Source organism: Myxococcus sp. CA023 (assembly GCF_010998615.1).
In the GTDB taxonomy this organism is placed as follows: Bacteria; Myxococcota; Myxococcia; order Myxococcales; family Myxococcaceae; genus Myxococcus.
Genome location: NZ_JAAEAH010000010.1, coordinates 49,339 through 68,701, shown reverse-complemented (window position 1 = coordinate 68,701; position 19,363 = coordinate 49,339). Strand labels below are relative to the sequence as shown.

Sequence of the window (19,363 nt, the reverse complement as noted above, 5' to 3'; positions counted from 1 at the left end):
GGGACGCATGTTCGCAGCGAAGAGAGGCAAGTGGATGGCCAAGGGGATTGCCCGGAGCGACCTGTACCGGAAGTGGCTGGCCCACAAGCTCGTCAATGAGCTGCCCCGCGTGGCGCGGAACCGTTGGGATGACTTCGAGCCGGATGACGTGCTGCGACATGTGGGATTGACCACCTACAAGCCGGCGCGCGCGAGCCTGGGTGGCCTGGGCATCTTCCTCCTCGGCGTGGCCGCGGGTGGCGTGGTGGCCCTGCTGCTGGCCCCGAAGACGGGCACCGAGCTGCGGACCACCGTGAAGGACAAGGCCACGGCCTACATGAACAAGCAGAACGTCAATCTGGGCCAGGAGCGCACCGCGAACGCCTGACCGGCGCGAGCGGCCTTCGAGCCATGTGACGTGACGCACTTCGGGGACGGGGCACCGGTGAGAACCGGGCCTTCCGTCCCCGATTTCGTCCGTGCGGGCTAGCGGCCCTTGTAGACGGGCGCGCGCTTCTCCGCGAAGGCGCGCAGGCCCTCCAGGCGGTCCTCCGTCTTGAGAATCTCTTCGTACTTGCGCAGCTCCAGCGCCAGCGCATCGTCCAACTCCAGACCCGTGCCCTCGTCGATGGCGTGCTTGGCCGTGGCCACGGCGATGGGCGCATTCTCCACCACCGACTCCGCCAGCCCGTACGCCACGGCCAGCAGGTGGCCCTCCGGCGCCAGCCGGTTCGCCAGGCCCACGCTGAAGGCCTCCGCGGCGTTGATGCGGCGGGCGGTGAGGATGAGGTCCTTCGCGCGGCCCGGGCCCACCAGGCGCGCCAGGCGCTGCGTGCCTCCGCCGCCGGGGATGATGCCCAGCTTCACCTCGGTGAGACCCAGCTCCGCGGCCGGGGCGGCCACGCGCAAGTCACACGCGAGCGCCAGCTCCGTGCCACCGCCCAAGGCCACTCCGTTGATGGCGGCGATGAAGACGCAGTCGCTCTTTTCGATCGCGCGGAAGGTGCGGCGCAGCCCGTCCAGGAAGGCGCGGACCTCGTCCTCGGCCATGGTGGCGCGCTCCTTCAGGTCGGCGCCGGCGCAGAAGGCCTTGTCGCCCGCGCCGGTGATGACGACGGCGCGCACGTCACGGCTGGAAGACACGCGAGTCACCAGCTCGCCCAGCTCCTTCAACATGGCGCGGCTGATGGCGTTGCGGCGGCTCTCGCCGTCGATGGTCCAGATTTCGATGGGACCGCGTGCGTCGACCTTGAATTCCGGCATGTTCGCTCCCTTTCCCCGGCCTGGCAGGCGGGCTGCTCTGGGCCGCGGCAGAGTGCGGCCATAAGCCGGGTCTGGCAAGGCGGAAACGGTTAGCATGGGGGACATGGCCACGCCTCTGCGCTCCATCTCGCACCGACTCTCCCGGTGGGCCCCCTGGCTGCCCGCCATCGCCTACGTGGCGCTCCTGCTTCCGCTCGAAGCCTTGGGACGCGGAGGTGGCGGCGAGCACTACTCCCGCCCCTCGTCCGGCAACGGCGGTGGCCGCGGCGGCGGGGACGGTGACGGCGTCGCGCTCTGGGTCGTCTACCAGCTCTTCAGCCTGGTCTTCCGCTACCCCAAGGTCATGCTGCCGCTGCTCTGCATTGGCGGCATCGTGTACTGGCTGTACCGCCGCAACCTGCACCCGGACGCCACCACCAGGCGGGCCCTGGAGCAGCGCGAGGCGTATCAGCGCACCCAGGTGTCCCAGCGTGACGTGCAAGGCTGGGTGAACGCCCTGAAGCTGAAGGACCCCGCCTTCGAGCTGGAGCCGATGCTCGACAAGACGAAGTGGCTGTTCATGGAGCTGCAGCAGGCGTGGTTCCTCCGGGACATGACGCCGGTGCGGCCCTTCCTGTCGGACGCCACCTTCCAGCGCTTCGGCGTGCAACTGGAGCTCATGCGCGCGCAGGGCGTGCGGGACGCCATCACCGACTTCGAGGTGCTGGACCTCCAGCTCATCGGCCTGGACCAGAGCCAGTGGTTCGACAGCATCCACGTCCGTGTCCACGCGCGGATGCGAGACACCGACGTGCCCGTGTCCTTCAGCGACGCGCAGGCCACCGAGGCCGCGCGCAAGGTCCCCAGCGAGGCCTTCACGGAGGTCTGGACCTTCGTGCGCAAGCCGGGGGCGCAGACGCGCATCGGCGCGGACCTGTTCCAGGGCAAGTGCCCCAACTGCGGCGCGCCGTTCAACGGTGGCGCGGCCAACAGCTGCGAGTTCTGCGGCGCGGTGGTGAACTCGGGTAACTACGACTGGACGCTGTCCGAAATCACGCAGGGCATCGAGCACGCGCCGTACCACAAGACGGTGGACGGGCTGATGCAGGCACGCGAGTCGGACCCGGCGCTCAACCTGGAGATGCTGGAGGACCGTGCGTCGCTGCTGTTCTGGAAGTGGATTGACGCGCAAAGCCGCGGCGACACGAAGCCGCTGGCCAAGGTGGCCCGGACGGACACCGTGCAACGGCTGGAGACGGAGCTGGAGGGCCTGCGCCGCCAGGGGTTCCGCCGCGTGTTCCTGGAGTGCGCCGTGGGCTCCGCGGACGTGCGTGCGTTCCAGGTGGACCCGCAGGGCCAGGACGTGGCGCACGTGGAGATTCGCTGGAGCGCGCGCATGGGCGTGGGGCCCGCCAACGAGCGGCCCCGTTCCCTGCCCACCGTGCCCCAGCGCTACATCTTCACGCTGACGCGCAAGCACGGCGCGCAGACGAACACCGCCAACGGCATGTCCACGAACCGGTGCCCGCAGTGCAACGCGCCGCTGACGAACAGCGCCGCCACGGACTGCGACTACTGCGGCACGCCGCTGGCCACCGGTGAGCGGGATTGGGTGCTCGCGGCGGCGCGCACGTTCGAGGCGTGGAACGCGGACGAGGACGCGCGGTTCCGAGCCCTCCCTCCACGCCAGGCCGCGTCGCAACAGCGCATGGGTGGCCATGGCCACACGCCGCGGCCCGAGGACGCGGTGATGGACGTCCAGGAGCGGCAGCGCCTGCTGTACATGATGGCCGCCATCGCCGCCGCCGACGGCGAGGTGACGTCCGCGGAGCGCAAGCTGCTGAAGCTGTGCTCGGAGCGCTGGGGCGTGGTGTGGGACAACGTGGAGCTGGCGCTGAGCATGGGGCCACAGCTCTTCGACCGCCTCGTGGCGAAGGGCAGCCCCGAAGCGGAGGTGTTCCTGCGCAACATCGTGGAGATGGCGCTGGTGGACGGCCGCATCGACCGCAAGGAGCGGCGGATGCTGGTGAGCGCAGCCGCCCACCTCGGACTTCAGGACCGGCTGGAGTCCATGCTCGACGGGCGCTGAGGCGAAGGGGCGGGCTCCGGGGCGTCATCGACACCGCGCGCCCCGGCCGGCAACCTCTCACGCGGCGGACGCCCGCTTACGCGTCCCGTCTGAACGCAATCACCCGGCCCACATCGTTCGCTGGCGGCACCTCATCCGTCCTGGTGCCTTGATAGGTGTCGATGACGCCGTGGACACGGCCCGTCACCACGCGAAGCGTCTGGGCGGCGGTGGTCGTCTGTTCGACACGCCCCAGCGTCTGCTCCATCATCGCGGACAGCTCATCCACCGCGCCGGAGATCCGCGCCACGCCCGCGGCCTGTCGCGCCACCGCCACTGAAATCTGCTGCACGCCCTCCGTGCTGGTGCGCAGCACGGTGGACAGGCCCCGCAGGCGCTCTCCTGACGCGCGCACCACCTCGATGTCCCGCGCCATCCGATCCGCCCCCTTCAGGGAGAGCTCCACGACGTGATGGAGCGACTGGTGCACGGCGTCCAGGATGCCGCTCACCTGCCCCGCCGCCCGGACGGACTGCTGCGCGAGCCGCCGCATCTCCGTGGCAACCACCGCGAAGCCCTTGCCGTGCGCCCCGGCGCGCGCCGCCTCGATGGCCGCGTTCACCGCCACCATGTGGGACTGGTCCGCCAGGTCCTTCACCGCCAGGGTGACGCTCGAGATCTGCCGCGCCTGGCCGTCCAATCCACGCAGGAGCCCGGCCATCTCCATCACCTGTGCGCGGATGGCCTCCAGGCCCTCCATGCTCTGGCCCAGCATGGCCTCGGCGTCAGCCCCTACGTCCCCCGCCTGGAGTGTGGAGGCGAGGATGGCATCCGCCTGACGAGAGGCCGTGGAAGACGCCCGCTGCATCTCGTTCGTCGCCACCTGCGTATCCGTGAGCGCCGCGGACTGGCGCGACAGCATCGCGCGCTGGTCATCCGTGCTCGACACCAGCGAATGGGTCGCCTCCGTCAGCGCCCGCGCCGAGTCCACCAGCGGCTCCACCACGCGCGTGCGAACCTCTCCTTGAGACAACTCCAACCAGGCCTGTCGCGCCGCCAGCGCCCGGGCATCCTTCACCGCGCCTCGCCCGCCAATCAGGAGGAACACGTTTTCGAACACCACCCAGCCGATGTGCTCCCACGCGCGCCAGGCACTGGCGGACTCCACGCCGAAGATGGACAGGGGCCAGTACATGCCGCGAAGCAGGTGGTCCGCCGCCACCAGCGCCGAATAGAGGAACAGCACCCGCGCGTCCCGGTACATGGCCAGCAGCGCCAGGGAGCCGAAGATGTGGAAGTGCGTCTCGATGCGCCCGTCCGTCAGATGGATGAGCAGCCCGGACACCAACGCCTGCGCCGTGGCGATGACGAACCGCGTGGCCTCCCGACCCGGCAACGCCCACGCCATGGCCACCGGCAGGCTCGCCAGGAGGGCTCCCAGGCCGGCCGCCGCCCAGACGTGCGGGTGGACCTGACTGGACGTCCCGCTCCACGTCCAGGGAGACAGCGCCAGGGCCACCACCAGCCCGGCGACCCACTGGAGGCCCATCAGCACGGCGAACATCCGGTCCGTGCGGTGGCTCAGCGCCACCTGGTGGGCGTCGAACAGCGATTGTGAACGTCTCGCGAGGACGTCGGCATCGAGCGAGACGTTCATCCGGCACTTCCCGTTGAGGTAGCAAATGGGGTCAAAACAACCTCACCCTACCCGCTCACCACCTCGAAACGTAAGTCAGAACAGAATTTTTCAATGACACTTGGAATTCAGGATTGCCGGGGACTTCATGACCTCGGCACTGGGTAGGGCCCGCTCACGTCTGGGCCCGGCGGGCGGCTTTCTTCTCACGCTCGCCCAGCGCGGCCTGGAGGTACTTGCCCGCCAGCTTCCGGCCGATCAGCTCCTGGGCAATCTCCCCAGCCTCCACCAGCCGGTCCAGGTTGATGCCGGTGTCCACGCCCATGCCGTGGAGCATGAAGACGGCGTCCTCGGTGGCCAGGTTCCCCGCCGCTCCCGGGGCGTAGGGGCACCCGCCCAGGCCGCCAATGCTGGCGTCGAAGGTCGTCACGCCCGCGGACAGGCCCACCAGCGCATTCGCCAGCGCGGTGCCGCGCGTGTCGTGTAGGTGCAGCGCCAGCTTCTCCACGGGGATGTGCTTCAGCAGCGCCTCCAGGAGGACCTCCGTCTGGCGCGGCGTGCCGATGCCAATCGTGTCTCCCAGGCTGAGCTGGTAGATGCCCGCGTCCACGAGCTGCCGGCAGATGTCCACCACGCGCTCCACCGGAACGTCGCCTTCGTAGGGGCAGCCCCACACGGTGGACAGGTAGCCGCGCACGCGCATGCCCGCCTGGAGCGCGGAGGCCGTCACCTCGCGCGCGCCCACCACGGCCTCGGCGATGCTCTTGTTGATGTTCTTCTTCGAGTGCGCCTCGGAGGCGGAGATGAAGACGGCGGCCTCCTCCAGGCCCGCCTCCTTCGCTCGCTCCAGGCCCTTGAGGTTGGGCACTAGCGCGGAGAACACGACGCCGTCGCGACGGCCCACCAGCCGCAGCAGCTCCTCGGCGTCCGCGAGCTGGGGAATCCACTTGGGTGACACGAACGACGTCACCTCGATGCGCTTCTCCCCCGCGGCCACCAGTGCGTTGATGAGGCGCGCCTTGTCCCGCGTGGGCAGCGTGCGCAGCTCGTTCTGCAAGCCGTCCCGGGGACCGACTTCATAGACGTCGACCTGCTTGGGCAACTGGCCCAGCCAGCCCAACCTCGCCCTGGAGTGTTCCTGCATCTCAGCCATGGCGCCGCTCCGCTCCCACGATCAGGTCGGTTGACTGCGCGTCCAGCGGCCCACCCGCCAGGCCACCGTGCACCCAGACGACGGAAAATCCCGTGCTTTCCAACAGCCTCACCCAATCCGCAAGGGGATAGTAACGAAGGGAATATGATGCGCGCAGGCATCGACCCTCCGGGGAGGTCAGCGTCCGACGTCCCTCGTCCCGCCCCGTCGAGGCGTCGAAGCAGCTCTCCTCCTCCAGGGCGCTTCCATCCGGCAGCGTCTCGCGGAAGGCCGCCCGGGGGGACGCCGCCAGTCGCTCGAACGGCACCGTCTGGAACACCCACCGTCCTCCTGGCCGCAGCACGCGCGCGACCTCGCGGAGGATGTGCATGTGCTCGCCATCCGTGAAGGCGGCCAGCGTCGAGTACCACGCGTAGGCCCCCGCCAGGGACGCCTCGCGAAACGGCAGGGCCCGCAGGTCCCCCTGGATCGCCGGGAAGCCCGGGCGCCGCATGGCCAACGACAGTGCGTCCAACTCCAGCCCGATGACGCGCCCCGCCAGAGGCCCCACCGCGTTCAGCCGCGCCGCGTGGCGGCCATGGCCGCACCCCAGGTCCACCACCGGCGCCGGCCCCGCCACGTCCGCGAAGGCTCGGGCCAGGTAGTCCACCTCACGCGCGGTGACGGCCTCCGACAGGAACGGCAGCGTGCTGCGAAGGTAGAGCTCTCCGAAGAAGCTCATCGCGATGACAGGCCCGCGCGCAGGCGGCGCACGGCTTCGTCCAGCACCGCCTCCGTCTTGCAGAAGGCGAAGCGGGCCAGCCCCTGCCCCAGGTGCCGGTGCGCCGGGCCATAGAAGACGCTGGGCGGAATGGCCGCCACGCCCACCTCGGACACCAGGTGGCGGCAGAAGGCCACGTCATCGGCGAAGCCCTGGCGCGTGATGTCCGCGAGGATGAAGTAGCTGCCCTCCGGGGCGAACGCCGTCAGCCCGGCCTCGCGCAGCCCGGTGAGCAGCCGCTCCCGCTTCGCCGCGTAGGACGCCGTCAGCTCCGTGAAGTACGCGTCCGGCAACCGCAGCGCCTCCGCCATGGCGGCCTGCAGCGGCGCGGCGGTGGCGAAGGTCACGAACTGGTGGGCCCGCTGCACCGCGTCCCGCAGCGGCGGCGGCGCGATGACCCAGCCCACCTTCCAGCCGGTGAGGCTGAACGTCTTCCCGCCGCTGCTCACCGTCACGGTGCGCTCGGCCAGCCCAGGCAGCGTGGCCGGACGCAGGTGGCGTGCGGGCTCGAAGACGAGGTGCTCGTACACCTCGTCGGAGAGGACCTTCACGTCGAACTCGGCGCACAGCTCGCCCAGGAACGTCAATTCATCGCGGGTGAACACCTTCCCCGTCGGGTTGTGCGGCGTGTTGAGGATGAGCAACCGGGTGCGCGGGTTGAAGGCGGCGCGGACCTCGTCCCGGTCGAACCACCACTGCGCGTGGTCCGCGTCCGGCGGGCGCAGCGGCACGAAGCGCGCGGTGGCCCCCACGAAGGTGATGTTGGCGTCGTAGGAGTCGTAGAAGGGCTCGAAGGCCACCACCTCGTCGCCCGGGTCCACCAGCCCCAGCAGCGTGTCGAGGATGGCCTCGGTGGCGCCGCTCGTCACCGTCACCATGGTGTCCGGGTCCACCGTCTGGCCGTAGAAGCGCGCCGAGTGCTCGGCGATGGCCACGCGCAGCTCCCGGGCGCCCGCGCCCATGGCGTACTGGTTGCCCCCGTCGCGGATGGCGCGCTGCGCCGCTTCCTTGATGGCCGCCGGTCCGTCGAAGTCCGGGAACCCCTGCCCCAGGTTCACCGCGCCATGGCGGGCGGCCAGGGCGCTGAACTCGGAGAAGACGGTGGTGGCGAACCGGGTGACTCGCTGCGCGGCTATGGGCCTGGACATGGACGTCGGCTCCTCGCGCCGCGAACCGTCCGGGCGCTCAGGGCCTGACGATAGCGTCCACCGGCACGGAACGCGCGTCCTTCACCACTTCGCGATGGCGGGCCGCCCGGGAGACGCCCAGCGCCAGCCCCGTCACCACCATGACCATGGGCACCGCGCAGAGCAGGTCCGTGGCGTAGTGGAAACGGCCCACCAGGGTGGCCGCGATGAGCCCCAGGCCCGGGAGCAACATCACCCAGAAGACACGGCGGGAGAACCGCCACGCGTAGTACAGCACCAGCAGCGTGGCGCCAGTGTGTCCCGACGGGAAGCAGTCACGCGCGAACAGCGGCTTGCGCATGAGTGAATCCAGCAGCGGCGCCAGCGAGCCCTGAAGCGGCCCATCGAACGCGTCGACCAGGAAGTAGCGAGGCCCCACCGCCGGCACCAGCGCGTAGGCCGCGTAGTTGAGGAAGAAGAGCAGCCCCAGGGCGGTGAGGTACTCGTCGTACTCCGCGCCGCCCGGGCGCCGGTAGAGTACCAACCCCATCACCAGCGCCCAGATGAAGTGGCCGTAGTAGCAGACCAACAGGATGTCGTTGAGCCACGCCGGGACGACGCGCGACAGCACCACCGCCGCCTGCATGCCGAAGAGCCGCTGGTCGGCCGCCACCAACTGCGCGTCCTTGAGGAGGGGGTTCACCGTGTCCACCACGGGAGACAGCCAGCCGTGCGTCATCACCGCCGTGGGCAGCAGCCACCAGTCCGCGAGGACATGGATCCACCGGTGCCCCGGGAACGATGCGGCCAGCGTACGGAGGACGAGCGGCCCCACGCCCACCACCGCGAACAATCCCGCGCAACGCAGCGCATCCGGCGCCCACCGGCCCGGCCCCAGCAGGAGCAGCGAAGCCAACGCGCACGACACGACGATGATGAGGTCCACGGGGGTGAGCTGGACGCGCACCGCCTCACCGCGAACGCTTTGGGAAACCCAGGAACTCACGCCGACTTACGCTCCCCCGGCGGCGCGTCTTGCGCGCCAGAATCGCCGAGTTCGAGGCTCTGAACGACCGCTCCCTTCCCCGCCACCACATTCTCGCGCCCCTTCCACCGCTCCAGCAAGGCGAGCAGCGCGGGGAAGAAGACCGTGGTCCCCAAGAAGGTGCACATGACCCCCAGCAGCGCAATCTGACCAATACTCCGCAGGCCCTGGTGGTTGGCGACCAGCAGCGCGCCATACCCGGCCGCGTTGGACAGCGTGGCCACCACGGCCGCCAGCCCCGTGTGGCGCACCACCTTGCCGAGCGAGCCGGGCCCCTCTTCCTCGTACCGGTGGAAGAGATGCACTGAGTTGTCCACGGCGATGGCCAGCAGGTTCGGCAGGACCACCGCGTTGATGAAGTTGAGCTGGACGTCGAAGAGGTACATGCCACCCGCCAGGCACGTCATGCCCAGGAACAGCGGCCCGGTGACGAGCAACGCGCGCTTGAAGCTGCGCAGGCTCACCAGGATGACGACGAACACCACCGCGGCGGCGGACCACAGGATGAGCGGCCCGTCCGCGCTCACCAGCGCGAAGATGCGCGCCGCGATGCGGTTGCTGTCCAGCACGGCCATGTCGATGCCGCGCGCCTTCACGCCCTCCACCACCTGGTCGATCTGCGTGGCCCAGCGCCGCAGCTCCTCGGTGTCGGAGTTGGAGACGGAGGGGAACAGGAGCAGGAAGGTGCCCTTCCCGTCCGTGGCCTCGAAGCGCCGGCGCACCTCCACCGGCAACGCCTCCAGGCCGTAGGGCTTCGCCTCCAGCATCCGCTGGAACTCCTGGAGCCGCGCGTCCTCGCGAAGCTCCGCGGGCAGGTCCTCCAGACCTTGGAAGGCCTCGCGCAAAGCCGACAGCTCCCCCTCCCGGCGCTCGACGTCGGACGGCAGCAAGTCATTGAGGGACGCGGAGTCGAGGATGGCGGAGTCCGCGCCGTTGCGCTGCTTCACCTCCGCGATGACGGCCTCCACCTGCGCCGCCTGCGCCACGTCATCCACCAGGAAGATGGCCGGGTTGAGGGGCTGGCCCAGCTGTTCGGTGACGCGGTCGTCCAGGCGCGATGCCGGAGACTCGCCCTTGAGCTTGCGCATGTCCGTCTCGAAGCCCAGCTGGGGCGCCACGGAGACGGAGAACGCGGCGAAGCCCACCACCGCGAGCGCCAGCGCGGCGATGGCGCCCGTGGGCCAGCGCCGCCACGCCCGCTCCGGCTGGGACACCTGGGACGCGGTGGCTTCGGCCGCCACGTCCACGCGGGCCGGACGCAGCCGCTCCGCGATGGCCAGCAGCGAGGGCGCCATCGCATACGTCGCCAGCACGGCCAGCAGCACGCCCAGGCCCGCCAGCAGGCCGAACTGGTTGAAGGCCTGGAACTGGGCCAGCAGCAGCACGAAGAACGCCGCCGCGTTCGTCACCGCGGACGTCACCGCGCCGCTGAAGGTGCCGCGCACCGCCGTGACGATGGCCTCGCGGGCTGGACGCGCGCGCCGCTCCTCCCAGTACCGCATGCACAGGTGGACGCCGTACTCGATGCCCAGGCCAATCAAGATGGCGACGAGGAACCCCGTCACGATGTTGAGGTGGCCAATGGCGAGCTGCGCCGCCGCGAACGTCAACACCACGCCCACCATGACGGGGATGCCGACCACGGCCAGCGCCGCGACGCGCCGCGTGGCGAGCAGGATGAGTCCCACCGCGATGAGCGCCGACAGCGTGCCGGCGCGCGACAGGTCGCCGCGCATCACCGCGTCCTCTTCGATGCGCCCCTGGAAGTTGCCCGTGGCCTGCAGCGTCACGGCCGGATAGCGCTGCGCCGCGAGCGTGCGTCCGGTGCCCATGGCCTGGTCCACGAAGCGCCGCGCGAACCCCAAATCCCCGGCCGTCCCGGACGGCTTGATCATCAAATAAACTTCAGTGCCGTCCGCGCTGGCCAACGTCGCGCGCATGGGTGCGTCCGGCGCGTACTTCTTCGCGATGGCCTCGAAGTCCGGCGGCTCCGGCGTGCCCCCCAAATCGAAGAAGAACGGGTTGGCGCGTTGCCGCTCGTAACGCACACGCGCCGTCAGGTCCTGGCGCAACGCGGCGAGTTTCTCGATGGGCAATAACAGCAGCGCATTTCGACGGAAGAAGTCCACGTCATAGCGGTGCTCGACATAGCGGACCTCGGGCATCGCTTCTAATTGCGTCTGTAATTCGGCCGCGTATGCCTCCAGGCGCTCCGGAGTGTCTCCCTTTGCCACGAGGACCAGGTAGCCGTCCCCGCCTGCCTTCTCTGACACGCGTGTCAGATCCCGCACTTCTTGGGATCCCTGAGGGAGCAACTCCACGAACGACCCGCGGAACTCCAAGCGCGACGCCAGCGCCATGCCGCCCAGCGCGAGCAGCGAAAACACGAGCAACACCTGCCAGGGGCGCGAGACCGCGACCTGGATGAAGCCTTCGAACCACCGTTGAGACCTGGCCAACGTCGACTCCTCGGGGACCGGCGACCGAGCAAATTCCCGGCCAGTCAGCGGCTTCCTTGAACAGCGGGTGAAGCGGAAGGCTTCCAGGCGCGTCACGCCGACAGCAGGTGTGCAGCCCAATGCACACCATGCGCTCCAGTATCGACTGGAGAACACCGTGTGTCAGACGGCGGGGTGCCATCAAAGTCTCAGTGCTGTCAAGGCGAGCCCGGATACGGGTGGTGACAGCGGGATGGACGGCGCGGGGCTTGCCTTGACACTGCCGCGCTCCCTCTTTATTCACGGCCACGCGTCCCCCGTGGGAGGCCGCCGGACGCAGAAATCCCCGATGCGGAACGTTCCTTCAATCGGGGGAGTCGCGACTGGAGAGCCCCAGGCTCCCGGGCCGGTCCATGCCTCCCGACGCAGCCTGAGAGAAAGACCGATCACCCATGAGCGACGTCTTCGACAAGTGCCGTAACTGGAAGGACTACCGTATCGCGAAGGCTACAGGTCTCTATCCGTACTTCCGTGCCATCGAAGCGTCGCACGGTGCCACCGAGGTGGAGATCGAAGGCAAGCGCGTCATCATGGTCGGGTCCAACAACTACCTGGGCCTGTCCGCCGATCCGCGCGTGAAGGAAGCGGCCATCAAGGCGACGGAGAAGTTCGGTACCACCAGCTCCGGCTCGCGACTGCTCAATGGCACACTGGCGCTGCACGAGGAGCTGGAAGCGCGGCTGGCGAAGTTCCTCAACCGCGAGTCCGCCATCGTCATCTCCACGGGCTTCCAGACGAACCTGGCGCTGGCGTCCATCCTGGGCCGGCACGACATCGTCTTCAGCGACCGGCAGAACCACGCGTCGCTGGTGGACGGCATCCGCCTGTCCTTCGCCACCGAGCGCAAGTTCCGCCACAACGACATGGACCACCTGGAGCAACTGCTGTCCCAGGCGGATCCGGACGCGGGCAAGATCATCGTCACCGACGGCGTCTTCTCCATGGAGGGCGACATCTGCAACCTGCCCCGCATCGTGGAGCTGGCGAAGCACTACAACGCGCGGGTGATGACGGATGACGCGCACGCCATGGGCGTGCTGGGCACGCTGGGCCGGGGCACCTCCGAGTACTTCGACCTGGAGAAGGAGACGGACCTCGTCATGGGGACCTTCTCCAAGAGCTTCGCGTCGCTGGGCGGCGTGCTGGCCGGTCCCTTCGAGGTCATCAACTACATCCGCCACAAGGCGCGCTCGGTCATCTTCTCCGCGTCCATGACGCCGGGCTCCATCGCCGCGGCGCTCAAGGCGCTGGAGATCATCGAAGCGGAGCCGGAGCGCCGCGCCCGCCTGCTGGACATCGCGGAGAAGATGCACAACGGCTTCCGCGCCATGGGCTTCGACACGGGTGTGTCGGTGACGCCGGTGGTGCCGGTGCACATCGGCGACCAGGTGAAGTGCTTCCGATTCTGGCGCGCGCTGCATGAGGCCGGCGTCTTCGCCAACCCGGTGATTCCGCCGGCGGTGGAGCCGGGCCACGCGCTCATCCGCACCTCGTACATGGCCACGCACACGGACGCGCAACTGGACCGCGTGCTCGACACCTTCGAGACCATTGGCCGGAAGCTGGGCGTGATTCCGGAGACGCGCCCCTCCATCTACGAGCCGGTGCAGATTGCCCGCCCGGGCACCCGCATCCTGTCCAACCGCGCGAGCGAGAAGTGGGCCGCGGGCTCGAACGGCCTGCTGGCGGACAAGGGCGGCATCACCCTGGACCAGCTGTCGCGCATGTCGTCGCGCGAGGTGGCCGGACGCCTGTTCGACGCGGTGGAGCAGCTCACGTGGCGCGCGGCCAACCTCCAGCCGGAGGACCTGCGGAAGCTGGGCAACGCGCCGATGAAGCTGTGGGAGAAGCGAGGCGAGCTGCCGGGCTTGTTGCTGGAGAAGGGCGCTCACTTCTTCATGCGCAACGGCGCCCACTCCGACCGGAACTGAACCGCCCATGGCCCTCCACGCCGAGCCGACCCGCGCGTCCTCGTCCATGCCCTCGGATGTGCAGGTGACCCCTGTCCGCGGCGAAGCGGAGCGGATGCAGTTCATCCGCCTCCCCTACGCCCTCTACAGGAGCGACCCGCACTGGGTTCCTCCGCTGGAGATGGAGCGCCGGGACTTCCTGGACCCGAAGAAGAACCCCTTCTTCGAGTACGGCGAGCTGGAGCTGTTCCTCGCCCGGCGCGGCCCGGACGTCGTGGGCCGCATCGCCGCCATCCGCAATCCGCGGCACATGGAGATTCACGGTACGAAGGAGGGCTTCTTCGGTCTCTTCGAGTGCGTGAATGACGCGGGCGTCGCCCGGACCCTGCTGGAGTCCGCCGCGACCTGGCTGCGTCTGCGGGGCATGGACGCCATGCTGGGGCCCGCCAACCTGTCCTCCAACCAGGACTGGGGCCTGCTCATCGACGGCTTCGATACGCCGCCCGCGGTGATGATGCCGCACAACCCGCCCTACTACGCGGCGCTGCTGGAGGCCTGTGGCCTGACGAAGGCCAAGGACCTGTACGCCTACGAGCTGTCATCGTCCGCGCAGCCGCCGGAGAAGGTGGTGCGAATCGCGGAGAAGATTCGCGTGCGCGACGGCGTCGTCGTGCGTCCGGTCAACATGAAGGACCTGGACGCCGAGGTGAAGCGCATCCGCGACATCTACAACTCGGCGTGGGAGAAGAACTGGGGCTTCGTGCCCTTCACCGACGCGGAGTTCGACCACCTGGCCAAGGAGCTCAAGACGGTCGTCCGACCGGAGCTCGCGCTCATGGCGGAGGTCCAGGGCGAGCCGGTGGCATTCTCCCTGACAGTGCCGGATGCCAACCAGGCCATCCGCGCGGCCAACGGGCGGCTCACCACGTTCGGCCTGCCCATCGGCCTGGTGAAGCTGGCGCTGGCCTCACGCCGCATCAACCGGCTGCGCCTCATCATCCTCGGCATCAAGGAGGGCTACCGGCGCCGCGGCCTGGACGCCATCCTGTACCTGGACACCCTGCGCACGGCGAAGCGGCTGGGCTACGTGGGCGGGGAGATCTCCTGGACGCTCGAGGACAACCACCTGGTCAACCGCGCCATCGAGTCCATGGGCGCCCAGCGCTCCAAGACGTACCGCGTCTACACGCGCGCGCTCTGACCACAGCCCGACTCCGAGGAGTCTTCCTTGCGATTCCTGCTCACTGGCGGCACCGGGTTCATTGGCCAGCGGCTCGCGCGCCGCATCGTGGAGCGTGGCGACACGCTGACCCTCATGGTGCGCGCCAGCTCGCGCCGTGGGCCCCTGGAGGAACTGGGCGCCCGCTTCGTGGTGGCGGACCTGACGACAGGCGCGGGACTGGCCGAAGCCGTGCGCGACGTGGACTGCGTGCTGCACCTTGCAGGCGTCACCAAGTCCCGCGAGCCCGAGGGCTACATCGAGGGCAACGCGAAGGGTACCCGCCGCCTGGTGGAGGCCATGGCCGCCCTGCCCCACCCTCCCCGGCTGGTGTACTGCTCGTCGCTGGCCGCCGCCGGCCCGTCCACGCCGGAGCGCCCGCGCCGCGAGGAGGACCCGCCCGCGCCCGTGTCCATCTACGGCCGCAGCAAGCTGGGCGGCGAGGAGGCGGTGCGGGCGTTCGCGGACCGGGTTCCGTCCGTCATCGTCCGGCCGCCCATCGTCTACGGGCCCGGTGACGTGGAGTTCCTCCCGTCGCTGCTGCCCATGGCGAAGCTGGGGCTGGCGCTGAAGAGCGGCTTCGGGCCCAAGCGCTACTCGCTCATCCACGTGGATGACCTCTGCACCGCCCTGCTCGCGGCCGTGGATCGCGGCCCCACGGTGTCGAAGGAAGACCCGGCGCGCGGCGTGTACGCCGTATCCGACGGCGTGGAGCACTCCTGGGAGGATGTCTGCACGGCCATGGCCGGGGCGCTCGGCAAGGGCCGGCCCGCCGTGCTGCCCGTGCCGCAGACGGTCAGCTACATGGTGGGGCTGGGCTCGGAAGCCGTGGCCCGCCTGCGCGGCACGGTGCCCATCCTCAACCGGGACAAGGTGCGGGAGATGCGGTGCCCCGCGTGGACATGCTCCACCGAGCGCGCGAGTCGGGAGCTGGGCTTCCTGCCCACCATCCCCCTGGCCCAGGGCCTGGCCGGCACCTTGGCCGCATACCGCGAGGCGGGCGGGCGCTGAAAAGACGAAGGCCGAGGCACCCTCGAGGGCACCTCGGCCTGGACACGTGACGCGGACCGCGCTGGGCGTCAGGGGACCGCGGTCTGCCCCGCGCTCTTCTCCGCCGACGCCGCGTTCTCCGTCTCCAACTGCGTCCGCTTGCTCTTCAGCGTGGACAGCAGGCCGTCGAAGCCCTTGTCGGCGAGCAGCTTGCGGAACTGCCCCTTGTACGTGTCCACCAGGGACACTTCGTCGGTGATGACGTCGTAGATGCGCCACGCCCCGGTCGCCGACGTGCGGTACAGGCGGTACTCGACGGGGATCGCGTCCTTCTTCACCGTCACCGTGGTGCCCACGGAGGCCTCGTTACCGTCGATGCCCTCCTCGCCGTACTTCACCTGGGCTTGCGCCTGCCCCAGGGCCTTCTGGGCATAGGACGCGCGCAGCAGGCCCGTCATCGTCTCGGTGAACTCCTTGCGCTGGGCGGGCTTGAGGCCGGCCCAGGTCTTGTCACCCAGCGCACGCTTCGCCAGCTCCTCGAAGTCGACGAACTTCTCCACGACGCTGGCCAGCGACTGCGCGGTGGCACCGGGCGCGTTGGCGGCCTTCTGCACGTCCGCATTCCCGGATTGGACAACCGTCAGTGGGCCGGGCGCTGCGGCAAGCAAGGTGGCGGCAAGCAGGGAAGCAATCATTCAATGGGCTCCGAGTGATGAAGGGACGGCAGGAAAGACTGTAGTGAGCGCATGGTTATTCACCCGGAGCCAGCGGCGCCCCGGTTACCCGCGCGAGGGCGGCCATACCTACCCGAACGTCGTGCCAGCTCTTGCCTTTGTCACCTGAAGCCTGGGCATAGGCCGTGAAAGCGTCCACCAGGTCACGTGTGTCACCGGTCCCCAGGTCGAACGCGGTGAAGGCGGCCGTCACCCACCGGCGGGCACTCCGCTCCGCCTCGCCAAAGGCCCGGGCGCGACTCCAGGCGGCCACCAGCTCGCCGTGCACCTTGGAGACCTCCAGGCGGATGCCCGCGCGAATCTGCTTCTCCTGCGCGCGCAGCTTGTCCAGCTCCGCACGGGCCTGCTCGAGCTGGGCGTCCTTGATGGGAATGTCGAACGTCCCCCGCATCACCAGGCCCACGCCCCCGGTGCGGTCGTTGAACGGATCAAACGCGAAGGGCGTGCGCTGCCGCGTGGTGCTGGTGGTGAAGCGCACATCATAGAAGCCGGCCAGACCCAGGTCCGGGTAGTAGCTGCGCTCGCGGATGAAGACCTCCTGCTCGCGAGCGGCGATGCCGGCGGCGACGGCCGTCAATTCCGGACGGGACTGCTCCGCGCGCACCAGGGCCTGCTCCAGGCTGGGCACCGGCACGTCCTCTTCGAGCTCCAGGTCTTCTTCCACCACCGTCACGGTGTCTTCGGGCCCTACGTTCGCCAGCAGGCCGATGGCGGCGAGCGCGAACTGACGCCCCTGCAAGGCCTCCGCCTTGCGCGCTTCGACAATCTGCCGGAAGAAGCGGACCTTGTACGAATCCACCGCGGACACCTGGGCGGAGTCCTCCTTGAGCAGCCGATCGATGCGCTGGCCAGCGTCCTCCAACCGCTTCGAGACCTCTTCAATCTGCTGAAGCCCGTTCCGCGCCAGCTGGTAGCCGAAGTACGCCTGCGCGGCCTGGAAGCCGACCTCGTTGCGCGTGCGCTCGCGGAGCGCGGCCCCCAGCACCGGCCCCTGCGCGCCCGCCTTCTCCAGCGCCGTCAGCTTGCCGAAGGTGTAGAGCGGCAGCACCGCGTTGCCGGTGGAGAACATCGTCACGCCGACGCGGCCGAAGTTCAGGTCGCCTTTATACGTGGCCTCCGTGGTGGGCGGTCCACCCAGGCCGTCGTTGCGGGCCTCGGGCGTGGGGCCTCCCGCGCCCACGGTGATTTCGAACTTGGGGAACCAGGCCCACCGCGCCTGTTGGTAGAGCGCCTGGAACTTGCGCAGCTCCGCCGTCGCCTCCTCCACCCGGGAGTCCGCTTCGCGAGCCCGCGTCACCAGCTGCGCCAGCGTCAGCGGCTCCCGCCGCGCGGGTTTCTCCTCCGAGTCCGGCGCAGCCGTCACGCCCTCCTTCACCTGCTCCGCCTCGGCGGAGGGTTCCAGGGCTGGCGCGGGTGAAATGGCCTGCCCCCGCCGGGAGGAACCCGGCGTCTCCTCAATCGAGCTGGGAGCAATGCCCGGCGGACTCGGCGGCAGCTCCCGCCCCCCGGTTCCCACGCGCGGCGTGGGCCGCGTCCCTCCTGGTTCCCCAGTGCCAGGCACCGTCGTCGGCGCGTCGGAACCCGGCGTCCCCAGGTCCGGCGTCGCCGGCGCTGGCGTAGCGCCGGGCGTGGAGGGGGCCGGCGTGCTTCCGGTGCCGGTTGAAGGGCTGCTCCCCGTCCCGACCGAACCGGGGGTGAGCTGCGCTCCGGCTACGCCCGCCGCGAGCATCAGCGCCACTGTCACGCCATGATCCAGGTGTCTGCGCATCAACCCGCCTTGTGTTGCTCCCCATAGCCGAGAACCCCACGGCGGCGCAGCATGTCCGTTCGGCAGCGGGCCGTCACCGGTGTTGTGCGTCCCATGGCACCGGCCGGAGATTGTGGGCGGCCGCGCCGAAGGGCACGGGGGATGTGCACTGTCGTGGAACCCGTGACACTCGCGCGCGAAAAGGAGTTGGTAGGACGTGGCGCATGCAGCAGATTGCGCCCTGTTCCCGAGACAGAGGATCCCCACACATGCCCCATACCGATCGCGTCAAGCAGATCCTGTCGTGGTACCCGTCCGACAACCCCGGCACGCTGACCAACCTGGCCCGGCTGCTGAACAGCGGCACGCTGGCCGGCACGGGCAAGCTCGTCATCCTCCCGGTGGATCAGGGCTTCGAGCACGGCCCGGCCCGCTCCTTCGGTCCGAACCCCGCCGGCTATGACCCGGACTACCACATCAACCTGGCCATCGAGTCGGGCTGCAACGCCTATGCAGCGCCGCTGGGCTTCCTGGAGGCGGTGGCCGGCAGGTACGCGGGTGAGATTCCCCTCATCCTCAAGGTCAACAACTCCGACACCCTGGCCAAGGTGCCCAACCCCATGTCCGCGGTGACGAGCTCCGTGAAGGACGCCGTCCGCCTGGGCTGCACCGCCGTCGGCTACACCATCTACCCGGGCTCCGGGGCGCGCAACGAGCAGTACGAGGACCTCCGCGACATCATCGCCGAGGCCAAGTCCTACGGCCTGCCCACCGTTCTCTGGGCCTACCCCCGCGGCAACCTGTCCAAGGAGGGTGAGACGGGCATCGACGTGGTGGCGTACGCGGCGCAGATCAGCGCCCAGCTCGGCGCCCACGTCATCAAGGTGAAGCCGCCGCAGGACCACATCGAGCAGGCCGAGGCGAAGAAGGCCTTCGAGAAGGCCGGCATCCCCACCAAGACGCTGGCGGACCGCGTCCGCGAGGTCGTCCGCTCCGCCTTCAACGGCAAGCGCATCGTCATCTTCTCCGGCGGCGAGGCCAAGGGCACCGACGCCCTGCTGGAGGAGATCAAGCAGATCAACGCCGGCGGCGGCTTCGGCTCCATCATGGGCCGCAACGCCTTCCAGCGTCCGCACGACGAGTCCATCAAGCTCCTCAAGGACGTGATGGCCATCTTCGCCGGCAAGGCGTAATCGGCTCGGCGGCGAACGCCGGAGTCAGCGCAAAAAGGCCCGCCAAGTTTCCCTGGCGGGCC

The 19,363-nt window shown here is 69.4% G+C and carries 15 protein-coding genes; 6 read left to right on the top strand and 9 right to left on the bottom strand.

Annotation, left to right across the window (positions count from 1 at the left end; all coding sequences use genetic code 11):
• Nucleotides 1–7: 7 nt before the first annotated feature.
• Nucleotides 8–367 carry a YtxH domain-containing protein gene (locus tag F8M74_RS06510; RefSeq protein ID WP_141257007.1) on the top strand — a complete coding sequence of 120 codons (360 nt, stop codon included), beginning with the start codon at nucleotides 8–10 and terminating at the stop codon, nucleotides 365–367.
• A gap of 98 nt (nucleotides 368–465) precedes the next feature.
• Here F8M74_RS06510 and F8M74_RS06505 read toward each other — a convergent pair whose 3' ends face one another.
• Nucleotides 466–1,242, bottom strand: a complete 777-nt coding sequence (locus tag F8M74_RS06505; RefSeq protein WP_141257006.1) for an enoyl-CoA hydratase-related protein — start codon at nucleotides 1,240–1,242, stop codon at nucleotides 466–468.
• Between the two features lie 103 nt (nucleotides 1,243–1,345).
• Here F8M74_RS06505 and F8M74_RS06500 point away from each other — a divergent pair, with 103 nt between their 5' ends.
• A complete protein-coding gene (locus F8M74_RS06500; protein WP_141257005.1) occupies nucleotides 1,346–3,310 on the top strand; it encodes a TIM44-like domain-containing protein in 1,965 nt (654 codons plus the stop codon).
• A 76-nt stretch (nucleotides 3,311–3,386) separates the two neighbouring features.
• Here F8M74_RS06500 and F8M74_RS06495 read toward each other — a convergent pair whose 3' ends face one another.
• The 6 genes from F8M74_RS06495 to F8M74_RS06470 all read right to left on the bottom strand — a co-directional run bounded on the left by F8M74_RS06495 (nucleotide 3,387) and on the right by F8M74_RS06470 (nucleotide 11,469).
• Entirely contained in the window at nucleotides 3,387–4,946 is a 1,560-nt protein-coding gene (locus F8M74_RS06495) for a methyl-accepting chemotaxis protein (RefSeq protein WP_141257004.1), read from the bottom strand.
• A gap of 154 nt (nucleotides 4,947–5,100) precedes the next feature.
• Nucleotides 5,101–6,078, bottom strand: coding sequence for a hydroxymethylglutaryl-CoA lyase (locus F8M74_RS06490; RefSeq protein WP_141257003.1), 978 nt, complete (start codon nucleotides 6,076–6,078; stop codon nucleotides 5,101–5,103).
• Nucleotides 6,071–6,799: a class I SAM-dependent methyltransferase gene (locus tag F8M74_RS06485; protein ID WP_141257002.1), complete on the bottom strand. Its 729-nt coding sequence runs from the start codon at nucleotides 6,797–6,799 to the stop codon at nucleotides 6,071–6,073. The genes F8M74_RS06490 and F8M74_RS06485 overlap by 8 nt, the downstream gene beginning before the upstream one ends.
• A complete protein-coding gene (locus F8M74_RS06480) occupies nucleotides 6,796–7,986 on the bottom strand; it encodes an aminotransferase class I/II-fold pyridoxal phosphate-dependent enzyme (RefSeq protein WP_141257001.1) in 1,191 nt (396 codons plus the stop codon). The genes F8M74_RS06485 and F8M74_RS06480 overlap by 4 nt, the downstream gene beginning before the upstream one ends.
• A 37-nt stretch (nucleotides 7,987–8,023) precedes the next feature.
• A complete protein-coding gene (locus F8M74_RS06475; RefSeq protein ID WP_141257013.1) occupies nucleotides 8,024–8,932 on the bottom strand; it encodes a phosphatase PAP2 family protein in 909 nt (302 codons plus the stop codon).
• A 35-nt stretch (nucleotides 8,933–8,967) separates the two neighbouring features.
• A complete protein-coding gene (locus F8M74_RS06470; RefSeq protein ID WP_216619780.1) occupies nucleotides 8,968–11,469 on the bottom strand; it encodes an RND family transporter in 2,502 nt (833 codons plus the stop codon).
• A 431-nt stretch (nucleotides 11,470–11,900) separates the two neighbouring features.
• Between F8M74_RS06470 and F8M74_RS06465 the strand changes: the two genes are divergently transcribed.
• The 3 genes from F8M74_RS06465 to F8M74_RS06455 are packed head-to-tail and all read left to right on the top strand — an operon-like array spanning nucleotide 11,901 to nucleotide 15,648.
• On the top strand, nucleotides 11,901–13,439 hold the full coding sequence (locus F8M74_RS06465) for an aminotransferase class I/II-fold pyridoxal phosphate-dependent enzyme (RefSeq protein WP_141256999.1): 1,539 nt from the start codon (nucleotides 11,901–11,903) through the stop codon (nucleotides 13,437–13,439).
• A gap of 7 nt (nucleotides 13,440–13,446) precedes the next feature.
• Nucleotides 13,447–14,619, top strand: coding sequence for an N-acetyltransferase (locus F8M74_RS06460; RefSeq protein WP_141256998.1), 1,173 nt, complete (start codon nucleotides 13,447–13,449; stop codon nucleotides 14,617–14,619).
• A gap of 27 nt (nucleotides 14,620–14,646) precedes the next feature.
• Nucleotides 14,647–15,648 carry an NAD(P)-dependent oxidoreductase gene (locus tag F8M74_RS06455; protein WP_141256997.1) on the top strand — a complete coding sequence of 334 codons (1,002 nt, stop codon included), beginning with the start codon at nucleotides 14,647–14,649 and terminating at the stop codon, nucleotides 15,646–15,648.
• 68 nt (nucleotides 15,649–15,716) lie between these two features.
• Here F8M74_RS06455 and F8M74_RS06450 read toward each other — a convergent pair whose 3' ends face one another.
• Together F8M74_RS06450 and F8M74_RS06445 are read right to left on the bottom strand one after the other, a co-directional pair.
• Entirely contained in the window at nucleotides 15,717–16,322 is a 606-nt protein-coding gene (locus F8M74_RS06450) for a phospholipid-binding protein MlaC (protein ID WP_141256996.1), read from the bottom strand.
• A 55-nt stretch (nucleotides 16,323–16,377) separates the two neighbouring features.
• On the bottom strand, nucleotides 16,378–18,129 hold the full coding sequence (locus tag F8M74_RS06445; RefSeq protein WP_171410147.1) for a TolC family protein: 1,752 nt from the start codon (nucleotides 18,127–18,129) through the stop codon (nucleotides 16,378–16,380).
• A gap of 248 nt (nucleotides 18,130–18,377) precedes the next feature.
• On the opposite strand from F8M74_RS06445, the gene F8M74_RS06440 reads away from it, so the two are divergent.
• Nucleotides 18,378–19,301: a class I fructose-bisphosphate aldolase gene (locus tag F8M74_RS06440; protein ID WP_141256994.1), complete on the top strand. Its 924-nt coding sequence runs from the start codon at nucleotides 18,378–18,380 to the stop codon at nucleotides 19,299–19,301.
• Nucleotides 19,302–19,363 lie beyond the last annotated feature (62 nt).